The sequence below is a fragment of the Streptomyces sp. NPDC004647 genome, assembly GCF_040609575.1.
Taxonomy (GTDB): Bacteria; Actinomycetota; Actinomycetes; order Streptomycetales; family Streptomycetaceae; genus Streptomyces.
In genome coordinates, this window is the sequence record NZ_JBEXKU010000012.1 from 88,449 (window position 1) to 101,839 (window position 13,391).

Below are 13,391 nucleotides of genomic sequence, written 5' to 3' on the forward strand. Positions count from 1 at the left end.
TTCCTCGTCGTCCATCGTCCGTGCCGGACTCGTGCAGTCCGGCACTCAAGTCTTGGGGGGCCCGGGGTTCTCCCCCAGAGAAGCACAGCCGTGCTCCGTGGTGCGCCTGGCTTTTTCCAGGTGGGCGGTCAGCCGCTGCTGGATGCGCACCGTGGCCTCGTCGAGGGCCTTGCGGGTGGCCCTGCCGGTTGCGTCACCGGCGGAGAAGGAATCGCCGAAGACCACGTCGACCCGGCTGCGCAGCGGCGGCAGAGCCGATACCAGGCGACCGCTCCGGTCGGCGCTGCCGAGCACCGCGACCGGCACGATGGGCGCGCCGGAGCGCACCGCGAAGTACGCCAGCCCGGAGCGCAGGGACGCGAAGTCGCCCTCGCCACGGGTGCCCTCGGGGAAGATGCCCAGCACGCCGCCGCGCTCCAGTACGCCGAGTGCATGGGTGATCGCGGTCCGGTCGGCGCGCGAACGGTCCACCTTGAGCTGCCCGATTCCGCGCAGGAACGGGTCGAGCGGACCGACGAACGCCTCTTTCTTCACCAGAAAGTGCACCGGCCGGGGTGCGGTGCCCATCAGGATCGGGCCGTCGATGGCATGGGAATGGTTGACCGCGAGGATGACCGGGCCCGAGGCGGGGACCCGCCACGCGCCGAGCACGCGCGGCTTCCACAGCCCGTACATCAGGCCGATGCCGATCCGGCGGCCGACCGCCGCGCCGCCGGGACCGGGCACGGTGTCCGGGGGTGTCACGCGGTCCGCTTCTCCTCGATGAGGGTGACGACGCACTCGATGACCTGGTCGAGGGTGAGCTCGGTGGTGTCCACCTCGACCGCGTCGCCGGCCTTCGCGAGCGGCGAGGTCTTACGGCCCGAGTCCGCGGCGTCCCGCTTGACGAGCGCCTCGCGGGTGCTCGCCAGGTCGGCGGAGTCCTTGCCCTTGAGTTCCCCGCTCCGCCGCGAGGCCCGCGCCTCCGGCGAGGCGGTGAGGAAGATCTTGAGGTCGGCGTCGGGCAGGACGGTGGTGCCGATGTCCCGGCCCTCGACCACGATGCCGCGGGCCGCGGTGGCGGCGATGGTGCGCTGCAGTTCGGTGAGCAGGGCCCGCACCTCGGGCACCGCGCTCACGGCGCTGACCGCGGCGGTGACCTGCTGGGTGCGGATCGGGCCCGCGGCGTCCGCTCCGTCCACCGTGATCGTCGGGGCGGCCGGGTCGGTGCCGGAGACGATCGACGGCTTCGCCGCCGCGGTGGAGACCGCGACGGAGTCCTGCACATCGACGCCGTTGTTCAGCATCCACCAGGTGATCGCCCGGTACTGGGCGCCGGTGTCCAGGTAGCTCAGACCGAGCTTGGCGGCCACGGCCTTCGAGGTGCTCGACTTGCCCGTGCCGGAGGGGCCGTCGATGGCGACAATCACTGTTGCCGGTGCGGTCCGGGCGGCGGTTTCCACGGTGACGAACACCTTCCTTGTGCACGGGGCGGGGTCTGCTGGGGGTACCTCCCAGCGGTAGCTGGGGGACCGAAGCCTTCGGACAAGGTTACTGGCTACCGGGACCGCCCCCGTACAGAGCGTCGTCGACGCCCGAGCGGCCCACGGCGCGCAGCCGCCCTGCCGCGGAATTCGCACGGCTCGGCGCCGCTGAGCCGGGTCGGCGGCCGCAGCGGTGCGATCACCCCCGCCGGGCTGCGCCGACCTGCGCCGACCTGCGCCGAACCGCCCGCGCCGCTACTGCCGGATCGACCACCCGCGCTCGCGCAGGGCCGCGATGAGCGCGGGCGCAGCCTTCGGCTCCACCATCAGCTGGATCAGACCGGCCTGCTGCCCGGTCGCGTGCTCGATCCGTACGTCCTCGATGTTGACCCCGGCGCCGCCGGCGTCGGCGAAGATACGGGCCAGCTCGCCGGGCTGGTCGCCGATGAGGACCGTGACCATCTCGTATGTGGCCGGGGCGGCACCGTGCTTGCCCGGCACCCGCTCGCGGCCCGCGTTCCCGCGCCGCAGCACGTCCTCGATCCCGGTGACGCCGTCCCGCCGCTTGTCCTCGTCGGCGGACTGCAGGGCCCGCAGCGCCTGCACCGTCTCGTCGAGGTCGGAGGCGACCGCGGCGAGGACGTCGGCGACCGGCCCGGGGTTCGCGGACAGAATGTCGATCCACATCGCGGGGTCGGAGGCGGCGATCCGGGTGACGTCCCGGATGCCCTGGCCGCACAGCCGTACAGCGGACTCGTCGGCCTCCTCCAGGCGGGCCGCGACCATGCTGGAGAGCAGCTGCGGAGTGTGGGAGACGAGGGCGACGGCCCGGTCGTGGGCATCGGCGTCCATCACCACGGGCACGGCCCGGCACAGGGCGACGAGCTCCAGACCCAGGTTGAGCACCTCGGTGTCGGTGTCGCGGGTGGGGGTCAGGACCCAGGGCCTGCCCTCGAAGAGGTCGGCGGTGGCGGCCAGCGGGCCGGAGCGCTCGCGGCCGGACATGGGGTGCGTACCGAGGTACTGGCGCAGATCGCAGCCGAGCGCCTCCAGCTCGCGGCGCGGGCCGCCCTTGACGCCGGCGACGTCGAGGTAGCCGCGGGCCACGCCGCGGCGCTGGGCGGCCGCGATCGTGGCGGCGGCGTGCGCGGGCGGTACGGCGACGATGGCCAGATCGACCTGGCCTTCCGGCGCCTCGTCGGTGCCCGCGCCGAGCGACGCCGCCGTACGGGCCTGGGCCGGGTCGTGGTCCTCGAGGTGGACCCGTACACCCCGGCTCGCCAGGGCCAGTGCGGCCGAGGTGCCGATCAGGCCGGTACCGATGACGACGGCGGTTCTCACTGGGCGATGTCCTTGCGGAGGGCGGCGGCCGCGCCGAGGTAGACATGGGAGATCTCGGACTTGGCGAGGCCGCTCTCGACGTGCGCCAGGATCCGTACGACGCGCGGCATGGCACCGGCGATGTCCAGCTCCTGGGCGCAGATCAGCGGCACGTCGACGATGCCGAGCTTGCGGGCGGCGGCCGCCGGGAAGTCGCTGTGGAGGTCCGGGGTGGCCGTGAACCAGATGCTGATCAGGTCGTCGGCGGCGAGACCGTTGCGCTCGAGGACGGCGGTGAGCAGCTCACTGACCTGGTCCTGCATATGGCCCGACTCGTCGCGCTCCAGCTGGACGGCTCCACGGACCGCTCGTACCGCCACGTCTGACTCCTTCGCCACCGCCGAACTCCTGATCAGGACAGCCTAGTCAGCGCGGCGGGCGGACAGCCGCGGCGACCGCACTGCGAGACGGTGCCGCCCGGGCGCTTCGGCCCCGCTTCCGGGGCAACCCGCGGTTTCATGAATCCACTGATGACAGACATGTCCCCCCATCGGCCGGTGGGGGGACGTGGCGGGGCGCGGTCCGGTAGAACGTTTCGCATGATCTTCCATGTGGTGCCGCTGGACGACTGGCTGGCCGTTCCGGACCGCCCGTACGCCCCTCCCGCGCTCGCCGAGGAGGGCTTCATCCACTGCTCCCCCGACGAAGCGACCGCCCTTGCCGTCGCCGACGCCTTCTACCGGGACGCGGTGGGCCCGCTGATGGTCCTGCTCATCGACGAGCAGGTGCTGGACGCCCCGGTCCGCTGGGAGCCGGCGAGCCTCCCGGCTCCCCCGGGGGCCGGGCCGTCCGTCCTCTTCCCGCATGTCTACGGACATATCAACCGGACCGCGGTGGCCGGGATGCTGGAGGTCCAGCGGGACGAGGACGGCCACGCGACCGGTCTCGCCCTCTGGTCCTGACGGCACGGCGCCCGGACCGTACGCGGCGCCCGACCGTACGCACAGACCGACTGTCTACAGATCGACCTCGCGCATGAGCATGCCGACCTCGGTGTTGGTCAGCCGGCGCAGCCAGCCGGACTTCTGGTCGCCGAGCGGGATCGGGCCGAAGTTCGTCCGCACCAGCCTGTCCACCGGGAAGCCCGCCTCGGCGAGCATCCGGCGCACGATGTGCTTGCGGCCCTCGTGCAGGGTGACCTCGACCAGGTAATTCTTGCCGGTGTTCTCGACGACCCTGAAGTGGTCGGCGCGAGCGTAGCCGTCCTCGAGCTCGATGCCGTCCTTCAACTGCTTGCCGAGATCGCGCGGGATCGGGCCCTGGATGGCGGCGAGATAGGTCTTCTTCACGCCGTACCGGGGGTGGGTGAGGCGGTGGGACAGCTCACCGTGGTTGGTGAGCAGGATGATGCCTTCGGTCTCGGTGTCGAGACGGCCGACGTGGAAGAGCCGGGTCTCGCGGTTGGTGACGTAGTCACCGAGGCACTGGCGGCCGTCCGGATCCTCCATGGTGGAGACGACCCCGGCGGGCTTGTTGAGCGCGAAGAACAGGTACGACTGGGTCGCGACGGTCAGTCCGTCGACCTTGATCTCGTCCTTCTCCGGGTCGACGCGGAGACCCTGTTCGGTGACGATCTCACCGTTGACCTCGACGCGGCGCTGGTCGATCAGCTCCTCGCAGGCCCGGCGGGAGCCCATACCGGCGCGGGCGAGCACCTTCTGCAGCCGCTCGCCCTCCTGCTCGCCGAAGGTCTTGGGAAGTTTGACCTGCGCCTTGCTGTGGCGGGCGCGGTTGCGCTCCTCGATCTGGGCGTCCAGCTCCCGCGGCCGGGCCGGGGGCTGCGATCGGCCGCCGCGACGGGGTGCTCCGCTCTTGCCGGCCGCGGGGCCCTTGGGCCCGCCCTTGGCGCCGCCGCGGGCTCCCGCTCCGCGACCGCCGCTGCCGCCGCCCGAGGCGGGCTTGCCCGATCCCGTGCGGCCACCGGCCGACGAGGGCTTTCCGGAGCCCGAACGGCCGCCACCGGAGGCGGGCTTGCCCGAGTCCGCACGGTCCGAGGAACCGCCCACGTCGTAGCGGCGCTCCTCGGGACGGGGGCGGCCCGCGCGCTTCTGCTGGTCGTCGCGCCCTCCGGCGCCCGACGACCGACGCGCACCGTCGGCACCCGACGACCGCCGCGCACCACCGGAGCCCCGCTGGTTCTGGCTGCCGTTGTCCCTGCTGTTCCTGCCGCTGCTTCGCATCAAAGTTCCGTCTGAGAGTGGCCGCTGTCGTCTACGTCTGCGGCCCGGGCTCCTCGTCGGGAGCGTCCGGGTCGAACGACGGCACGCCTTCCTGGGACTCGCCCTCGACCGCGTCCACCTCCGGGAGGAACGGCGCGAGCTCCGGGAGCTCGTCCAGGCCGCGCAGGCCCATCCGCTCCAGAAAGTAGTTCGTCGTCGTGTACAGGATCGCACCTGTTTCGGGTTCCGTCCCCGCCTCCTCCAGCAGACCGCGTTGGAGGAGGGTGCGCATCACGCCGTCACAGTTCACACCGCGCACGGCCGAGACGCGGGACCGGCTGACCGGCTGACGGTACGCGACTACGGCCAGGGTCTCCAATGCGGCCTGGGTGAGCCGGGCGTGCTGGCCGTCCAGAACGAAGCCCTCGACGGCGTCCGCGTACTCGGTCCGCGTGTAGTACCGCCAGCCGCCGGCCACCAGCCGCAGGTCGAAGCCCCGGCGCTGGGCCGTGTACTCGTCGGACAGCTCGCGCAGCGCGTCGGCGACGGCCCGGCGGGGGCGCTCCAGGACCTTGGCGAGGTGCTCCTCGGTGGCGGGCTCGTCGACGACCATGAGGACGGCCTCGAGGGCGGGCTTGAGATCGAGCTCTGCGACGGCCGAGGCGCCCGTGGGGGCCGCCGCGGGCCCGTCCAGGGGTGCCGGGGGCCCCGGGGCCTCTTCGGGCCGCTGCGGTTCGTTCGCCGCGTCGTCGCTGCTCATACCTTCTCCTTCTGCTCGGCCTGTGGCTGGGCCTCCTGGTCGAACTCGTCGGTGACCATGGGCTGTTGGCCCGCAGCGCCGGTCCAGCGGACCATCAGCGAGCCGAGCGCCTCCTCCTGGTCGAGTACGACCGCGCGCTCGCGGTAGAGCTCGAGCAGCGCGAGGAAGCGTGCGACGACGGTGAGGGTGTCGGGGGCGTCCTCGATCAGCGAGTGGAAGCTCACCTCGCCCGCGTCGCGCAGCCGGGCGATCACCAGATCGGCCTGTTCACGCACACTGACCAGTGGTGCGTGGATGTGGTCCACGTACACCTGAGGCTTGGCCTTGGGCTGCATCGCCTTCACCGCGAGCTTCGCGAAACCCTCGGCGCCGATGCTGATGACGACCTCGGGGAGCAACTCGGCGTGGTGCGGCTCCAGGCCGACGGTACGGGGGTAGCGGCGGGCCTCGGCGGCCAGCCGCTCGCTGAAGATCTCCGCGATCTGCTTGTACGCACGGTACTGCAGCAACCGTGCGAACAGCAGGTCGCGCGCCTCCAGCAGCGCGAGGTCGGCCTCGTCCTCGACCTCGGCGGCGGGGAGCAGCCGGGCCGCCTTGAGATCGAGGAGGGTGGCGGCGACGACGAGGAACTCGGTGGTCTGGTCGAGGTCCCAGTCCGGCCCCATGGCTCGGATGTACGCCATGAACTCGTCGGTGACCTTGGAGAGTGCGACCTCGGTGACATCGAGCTTGTGCTTCGAGATCAGCTGGAGAAGCAGATCGAAGGGCCCCTCGAAGTTCACCAGCCGGACGGTGAACCGGCCGGTGGAGTCCTCGGGGCGGGCGGTGTTCTCCGGGCCGGGGGCATGGCGGGGCGAAGTCCCGGGCGGGTGCTCCCCCGCGTGCTGCGGGCCGTCGCTGCCGCCGGCCCCCGGTCCCCCGACCTCGGGCGTGGCGGCGGGGCCTGCCGGCGTGGCGGCGGTCTCGGCCTCGATGGGGCGCGGGGCCTCGGGCACTGCTGGAAGCCTGTCCCCTTCCGGTGGCGGAGCGCTCGTACGGGGCAGCGGCACGGGCCGGACCTGCTGAGCAGGTTCCGGGGCCTCAGCCGACTCCGGCATCTCGATCGGTGCCGGTGCCGGCGCCTCAGCCGGCTCCTCCGCCCCAGCCGGCTTCAATGCCTCAGCCGGCTCCGTGGCCTCCGGTTCGGCGTCGACCGAGAGAACCCCCTCGCCCTCCCCGCCGGCCGCGTCCTGGCCTTCAGGGTCCCCCTCCGGGCCGGGAGCCCGCCCCGGAGGCCGCTCCTCGGCCGGGGCCGGTGCCGGGGCGGGCTCCGGCTGCGGCTCCCGTACGGCGGCGACGTCGGCCGTGACCGGGCGCGCACCGGGTCCCCGTCCGAGCGAGCGGCGGGGACTACGGGGCGGGTGCGTGGGCGGCGTGGCGTCGTCGTTCGGTGGCATTGCGGTCCAGGGTGCCGGGGATCCCGGCCGGAGGCCGGGGCGGGGGGTCCCCGGGCCGGAAGCCAGGGCGCGGCCCGCGGAAACGGCAGGTTATCTCCCCCGGCCCGGGCCATGAGGGACCCCGGCCGTTTCAGCGCCCGCGCAGCCGGCGCACCAGGATGCTCGCGTCGCCGCGCGACTCGAGGTCGGCCAGGACCACCGCGACCGCCTCGCGGACGATCCGGCCGCGGTCGACGGCGAGCCCGTGCTCGCCCCGCAGCACCAGCCGCGCGTGTTCCAGGTCCATGAGCTCCTCGGCGGAGACATAGACGGTGATCTTCTCGTCGTGCCGCTCCCGGCCGCTGGGACGGCGGTTCGCCCCCCTGGTGCCGCGCCGGGGCTGGCCGGCCCCGGCCTGCGCGGAAGGGTGCTGCCCGGCGGCTGGGCGGGCACCGGGGACCTGTGCGGCCGCGGGAGGCCCGTCCCGCTCCGGGCGGCCCTTTGGCCCCGCCTGGGCCGACGTACGCACCGCGGAGGGATGGTCCTGGTCGTTCTCGCGCCCGGAGTGCTCGGCGGAGCCCGCGTCCTCATCGGCGGCGGGCGAGGCGTCCGAACCGGGGCCGTCCTCGTCGGACGACGACACCGGATCGGACTCACCGGCGGGTGCGGGCACCCGCGGCGCTGCCCCGGACTTCTCTCCGTTGGCGTGCTGCCGGGCGGACCCCGCAGACGATGCCTGCAGCGCCATCCCCCCGGTGGTGCGGAACAGTTCGTCGGCTCCCGGAAGACTCACTCGGCGTGGCACCGGGCGAGCACCTCCCTGGCGAGCTGACGATAAGCGGCGGCGCCGACGGAGTTGGAGGCGTACGTGGTGATCGGCTCGCCCGCGACGGTGGTCTCCGGGAAGCGGACGGTACGGCCGATCACCGTGTGGTAGACGTGCTCGTCGAACGCCTCGACCACCCGCGCCAGCACCTCGCGGCTGTGCACCGTACGGGAGTCGTACATGGTCGCGAGGATGCCGTCGAGCTCCAGCTCGGGGTTGAGCCGCTCCTGCACCTTCTCGATCGTCTCGGTGAGCAGGGCGACCCCGCGCAGCGCGAAGAACTCGCACTCGAGCGGCACGATCACCTTGTGCGCCGCGGTGAGCGCGTTGACGGTGAGCAGGCCCAGCGAGGGCTGGCAGTCGATGACGATGTAGTCGTAGTCCGCCAACAGCGGCTTCAACGCCCGCTGCAGGGTGGACTCACGGGCCACCTCGCTCACCAACTGCACTTCAGCGGCTGACAAATCGATATTGCTCGGCAGCAGGTCCATGTTGGGCACCGCTGTCTTGAGGAGCACCTCGTCGGCCGCCATGCCCCGCTCCATGAGCAGGTTGTAGACCGTCAGGTCGAGTTCCATCGGGTTCACCCCGAGGCCCACGGACAGCGCGCCCTGCGGGTCGAAGTCGACCAGCAGCACCCGGCGTCCGTACTCCGCGAGTGCGGCACCCAGGTTGATGGTCGAGGTGGTCTTGCCGACCCCGCCCTTCTGGTTGCACATAGCGATGATCTTCGCGGGGCCGTGGTCGGTCAGCGGACCCGGGATCGGGAAGTACGGCAGCGGCCTCCCGGTCGGGCCGACCCGCTCCCGGCGCTGGCGGGCAGCGTCCGGGGCGAGCGTGGCCGCGTACTCGGGATCGGGCTCGTACTCCGCGTCGGGGTCGTAGAAGTGCCCCTCGGGCAGGTCGTCGTAGTCGGCGAGACGGGTGGCGGGGTCTTTACCGCCGTGGTCGCCGGCCATGGCGTTCACGTGATGGCCGTCCATGCTCTGGTGGGCTGTCGTGCTCTGGCGGGCTGTGAAGGTACGGACGGCGACGGAGCCGACAGCCTCGGGCCCGGAGGGACCCTGGCCCCGCGCAGCCATTCCTTGACCACCCCCGGGAGTAAATGTCGACTCATTCACAAGTCGTCTTACCTCCTTGGACGTGACCAGGAAACTTTATCGATAGGTCAGCGTGGCACCATGCCGACGGTTTGCGACTCTATGGCGTGTCGACGGTTCACAGCAACACAATCCGCCGGACCCGGCCTGATGTGTCGGCAAGTGAACGCCCCGATGTCAAGGGCGTAAGGACCGCAACGCCGATGTTTCACTGCTGTACGAAACAGCTAAAGGGCTACGTTCAAGGCGAATTGACCGGGCATCCGGAAAGGCGGAACGCCTCCGGCCGGACCCTGATCCACAAGGCCCGGCCGGACACGTGCTGTTGACGGTGCTGTTGACGATGTCGCTTGACGCCGCCCAGGGGTGACGCTCCGGGGGCTCAGCCCAGGAGCGTGCTCAGCTCGACGGAGGCGAGGCCGTGGGCCTCGGCGACCGGGCCGTAGACGACGTGTCCGTCATGGGTGTTGAGGCCCCTGGCGAGCGCGGCGTCCCTGCGGAGCGCCTCCTGCCAGCCGCGATTGGCCAGCTCAACGATGTACGGGAGCGTGGCGTTGGTCAGCGCGTAGGTCGAGGTGTTGGGCACCGCGCCCGGCATGTTGGCGACGCAGTAGAAGACCGAGTTGTGGACCTGGAAGGTCGGCTCGGCGTGCGTGGTGGGACGCGAGTCCTCGAAGCAGCCGCCCTGGTCGATCGCAATGTCGACAAGCACACTTCCGGGCTTCATCCGCGACACGAGCTCGTTGGTGACCAGCTTCGGCGCCTTGGCGCCCGGGATGAGCACCGCGCCGATGACCAGGTCGGCCTCGAGGACGGCCTTCTCCAGCTCGAAGGCGTTGGAGACGATGGTCTGGATCTTCGTGCCGAAAATCTTGTCGGCCTCGCGCAGCTTGTTGACGTCCTTGTCGAGCAGCGTCACGCGGAAGCCCATGCCAATGGCGATCTGCGCGGAGTTCCAGCCGGAGACGCCGCCGCCGATGACGACGGCCTTGCCCGGGGCCACGCCCGGGACGCCGCCCGGCAGCACGCCGCGGCCGCCGGCCGAGCGCATCAGGTGGTAGGCGCCGACCTGCGGGGCGATCCGGCCGGCCACCTCGGACATCGGGGCGAGCAGCGGCAGCGCGCGGTTCGCCGTCTCGACCGTCTCGTACGCGATGGCGGTGGTGCCGGACTCCAGCAGCGCGTCCGTGCACTCCCGGGAGGCCGCGAGGTGCAGGTAGGTGAAGAGGGTCTGGTCCTTGCGAAGGCGGTGGTACTCCTCCGCGATCGGCTCCTTGACCTTCAGCAGCAGATCGGCGGAGCCCCAGACCTCGTCGGCGGTGCCGAGGAGGGTGGCGCCGGCGGCGATGTACTCCTCGTCCGGGATGTAGGAGCCCAGGCCGGCGCCCTGCTCCACGAAGACCTGGTGGCCATGGCGGACGAGCTCGAGCACGCCGGCGGGGGTGATGGCCACCCGGAACTCGTTGTTCTTGACCTCGCGGGGGATGCCGACCTTCACGTCGATCACGGTCCTTGGATGAGGGGGATTAGGTACAAACCCCAGCATGCGACTGCATACGGGATGCCACCGCTTCGTGGCGCGGCCCGACCAGTCTATTGAAGGATGTCTCGCTGTCTAGCCTTTCAAAGCATCAATCCCTCGGCGAAGTGCCACGGATTTCGTAGGTGGACCCCGGGGTGTCACTGAGCAGACCCTCAGCCGCACCGCGGTGCAGCCTTGCCGCCGCGGGATCGCCGAGGTGGTCGAGGGTGTCCGCCATCCGCAGCTGCACCGCCGCCCGCAGCCGGTCGTCCCCGGCCCGGCGCGCCCAGGCCAGCGCCTCCTCGCAGGTGCGCAGCGACTCCTCCGGCCGCCCCGCGTACTCCTGCACCCTGGCCATCTCGCCGAGCGCCCGCGCGTGGCCCTGCGGATCGCGAAGCCTGCGGTATCCGGCTGCGGCAGCGCGCCAGTTGCGCAGCGCCTCGCCCCAGTGGCCCGCATAGCTGTGGAGCGCCCCGAGCCGGCCGTACAGCCGCGCCTGCTCGGCCACATCCCCGCGGGAGAGCCGCAGCGACAGCGCCCGCCCGTACCAGTCGGCCGCCCGCTGCCAGTCGGCGAGCTCCTGGTACGTACCGCCGAGGGATTCCAGGGCGCGGCAGGTGAGCATCGGGTCGCCGACGGACCGTGCGGCCTCCAGCGCGCCCCGGTAGCGGTCCAGCGCATCCCCGGACCGGCCCGCCGCGGCGTCGAGGTCGGCCAGATTGAGCAGCGCGGCCGCTTTCTCCAGCGGCAGACCACGCCGCTCCGCGACGCCCAGCACGAGCTGGTGCAGCGGGTACAGCTCCGGCGCGGCGCCCTCCTCGCCCCGGTGGGCGATCAGCGCCCGCGCGAGTGCGGCGACCATCCGGCGCGCCTGGTTGTCCAGTTCTCCGTCCTCGACGGCGAGTTCGGCCCCGGCGAGCAGCGCGGGCAGCCGGGAGTCGAGCCAGCCGGCCGCCACTCCGGGAGAGGGAAAGCGCAGCGCGCGCGGCAACCCGGCCAGCCGCTTGCGGGCGGGAGAGTCGACGGGCTCGGCGGTCGCCCGGCAGGACTGCAACTGCCGTACGGTCCGCTCCAGCATCCTGGCGCGGGCGAGCAGGAGTTCGGCGGGCTTCTCCTGTGTCCGGAGCAGCGCGCGCAGCAGCGGGGCGAGGCAGCCCGGCACCCGGTACTGGGGGGGCAGGCCGGAGGGCGAGGCCACGGCGCGCAGCAGGCCGTGCGCGGCGAAGCCGTCCAGCGCCGGCTGGGCGGCGGTCACCGAGCAGCCCGCCAGCGCCGACGCGGTATGCGCGTCCACGAAGCCCGCGGGGGCGAGCGCCAACAGCCGCAGCGTCCGGGCGGCGGGCTGCGGCAGGGATTCGTACACCAGCCGGAAGGCGCGGGCCAGCGGCCGGGTTCCGGCGGCCTCCGGCAGCGGCGCCGCGTCGGGCAGGTCGCGCAGCCGCTGCGTCACATCGGCGACGGACGCCTTGGGGCGGGCCGCGAGCCAGCCGCCGACGAGGGCCAGCGCGGCGGGCTGTCCCGCGCACTCCTCGACGAGGGAGTCGGCGGAGCGCGGGTCGACGGTGATACGGGTCGTGCCCGCGTACCGGGAGAGGAGCTCGACGGCGGCGCCGACGCCGAGCCCGCCGAGCGTGCACGGCCGTACGTCCGGGACCCCGGTCAGCGGCCCTTCGGAGGTGGCCAGGACCAGGCAGTCCGGGGCGTCCGGGATCAGCGGGTGCACCTGCTCGGGGTCCCCGGCGTCGTCCAGGAGCAGCAGGGTCCGGCGGCCGTGGAGGGCGGCCCGCAGCGCCTCGGTGAGCTCGTCCTCACCGGCGCCCGCGGCGGCCGTCGCGCCGAGCGCGTCGAGGAGGTCGCGGGCGGTGCGCCGGGTGGGCACGGGCTGCCCTTCGGGCGTGGTGAGCCGGGCGCGGAGCACACCGTCGGAGTAGGCGCCCGCCTGCCGCCGGGCGAACTCCTCGGCGAGCGCAGTGCGTCCCGATCCGGGCCGGCCCGCGATGAGCAGCACCCGGGCGCGGGCAGGCTTGCGCCCGGAGAGGGTGTCGAGCCCGGCTCGTGCGATGTCCTCGCGGAGCGACTTGAGCTCCCGGGTGCGGCCGAAGAAGCGCTCGGTGGCGGGGGGCGGTGTGGTGGTACGGGCCCTGGCGCGCGCCGCCCTCGCCTGCCCGCTGGTGTCCACCGCCTGATCCGTCACGGGCCACGCTCCCGTCCGTCTGCGCACGAGCCCGCCGCGGCTGCGGGCGGGAACGATCCGAGAGTAGTTCACTCTGTGCGACGGCCCGTGCGGAGCGGGGCGGTTGTCCGGTCCGAAAATCACCGCATCGGATGAGCCCATCGCGCCGCTCGCCCGCTGTGTGGTCCGCCCGCGGGGACCGGTCCGCACGGCGCCGCCGCGTCGTCGGCGCTCAGCCGCAGCCCGGAGCGGGGCAGGAGCGGAGTGCACCGCCGGTAGGGGCGGGGCGAGGGCGCGGCTCCCGTACGGGGTCGTCGCTTCCCCGGCACGACGGGAAGAGGCTCCGCCCCCGGCAGCGGCCCGGCCACTCTGCGGACGCTGCAGATGGGCTGCGGCTGAGAGCCGGGCGCGGCGGGACCTCCACTCGCACGGGTCGGCGCTGGGCCCGGCAGCGAGTCCGCCGCGCGGTGCACGGGCGGCGGCGACGTGGCACACAGGGCACCCGAGAAGCATCAGCGCTGCCAAGTTCCGGAGGAACCGGGAGCCGGGCGCAGAACCACCGGTCGTCTTGTGAACCGATGGCCGGATGCGCC

At 72.7% G+C, this 13,391-nt stretch carries 12 protein-coding genes; 1 reads left to right on the plus strand and 11 read right to left on the minus strand.

Annotated elements, in window-relative coordinates; genetic code table 11:
• Nucleotides 1–45: 45 nt before the first annotated feature.
• From ABZW18_RS07885 to aroH, 4 genes are all read right to left on the minus strand, one after another.
• Nucleotides 46–744, minus strand: a complete 699-nt coding sequence (locus tag ABZW18_RS07885; RefSeq protein WP_356183631.1) for a lysophospholipid acyltransferase family protein — start codon at nt 742–744, stop codon at nt 46–48.
• Complete coding sequence (gene cmk, locus ABZW18_RS07890) at nt 741–1,454, minus strand: (d)CMP kinase (RefSeq protein WP_356183634.1); 714 nt, start codon at nt 1,452–1,454, stop codon at nt 741–743. The genes ABZW18_RS07885 and cmk overlap by 4 nt, the downstream gene beginning before the upstream one ends.
• 264 nt (nt 1,455–1,718) lie before the next feature.
• The gene (locus ABZW18_RS07895; protein ID WP_356183636.1) at nt 1,719–2,804 is read right to left on the minus strand and encodes a prephenate dehydrogenase; all 1,086 of its coding nucleotides are present in this window, start codon (nt 2,802–2,804) and stop codon (nt 1,719–1,721) included.
• The gene (gene aroH, locus ABZW18_RS07900) at nt 2,801–3,163 is read right to left on the minus strand and encodes a chorismate mutase (protein ID WP_356183704.1); all 363 of its coding nucleotides are present in this window, start codon (nt 3,161–3,163) and stop codon (nt 2,801–2,803) included. The genes ABZW18_RS07895 and aroH overlap by 4 nt, the downstream gene beginning before the upstream one ends.
• Before the next feature lie 219 nt (nt 3,164–3,382).
• On the opposite strand from aroH, the gene ABZW18_RS07905 reads away from it, so the two are divergent.
• Nucleotides 3,383–3,745, plus strand: a complete 363-nt coding sequence (locus ABZW18_RS07905) for a DUF952 domain-containing protein (protein ID WP_356183639.1) — start codon at nt 3,383–3,385, stop codon at nt 3,743–3,745.
• A 54-nt stretch (nt 3,746–3,799) separates the two neighbouring features.
• Here ABZW18_RS07905 and ABZW18_RS07910 read toward each other — a convergent pair whose 3' ends face one another.
• From ABZW18_RS07910 to ABZW18_RS07940, 7 genes are all read right to left on the minus strand, one after another.
• Nucleotides 3,800–5,023 (minus strand): pseudouridine synthase, encoded by a 1,224-nt coding sequence (locus ABZW18_RS07910; protein WP_356183642.1) that lies wholly within the window; start codon nt 5,021–5,023, stop codon nt 3,800–3,802.
• Between the two features lie 31 nt (nt 5,024–5,054).
• The gene (gene scpB / locus ABZW18_RS07915) at nt 5,055–5,762 is read right to left on the minus strand and encodes an SMC-Scp complex subunit ScpB (protein ID WP_356183645.1); all 708 of its coding nucleotides are present in this window, start codon (nt 5,760–5,762) and stop codon (nt 5,055–5,057) included.
• The gene (locus ABZW18_RS07920; RefSeq protein ID WP_356183648.1) at nt 5,759–7,198 is read right to left on the minus strand and encodes a segregation/condensation protein A; all 1,440 of its coding nucleotides are present in this window, start codon (nt 7,196–7,198) and stop codon (nt 5,759–5,761) included. Before ABZW18_RS07920 ends, scpB begins: the two co-directional genes overlap by 4 nt.
• A gap of 130 nt (nt 7,199–7,328) precedes the next feature.
• Entirely contained in the window at nt 7,329–7,970 is a 642-nt protein-coding gene (locus ABZW18_RS07925; RefSeq protein ID WP_356183651.1) for a hypothetical protein, read from the minus strand.
• Nucleotides 7,967–9,085 (minus strand): ParA family protein, encoded by a 1,119-nt coding sequence (locus ABZW18_RS07930; protein WP_356183654.1) that lies wholly within the window; start codon nt 9,083–9,085, stop codon nt 7,967–7,969. Before ABZW18_RS07930 ends, ABZW18_RS07925 begins: the two co-directional genes overlap by 4 nt.
• Before the next feature lie 400 nt (nt 9,086–9,485).
• Nucleotides 9,486–10,601 (minus strand): alanine dehydrogenase, encoded by a 1,116-nt coding sequence (gene ald, locus ABZW18_RS07935; RefSeq protein WP_356183706.1) that lies wholly within the window; start codon nt 10,599–10,601, stop codon nt 9,486–9,488.
• 133 nt (nt 10,602–10,734) lie between these two features.
• Complete coding sequence (locus tag ABZW18_RS07940) at nt 10,735–12,819, minus strand: tetratricopeptide repeat protein (RefSeq protein WP_356183655.1); 2,085 nt, start codon at nt 12,817–12,819, stop codon at nt 10,735–10,737.
• Nucleotides 12,820–13,391: the final 572 nt, after the last annotated feature.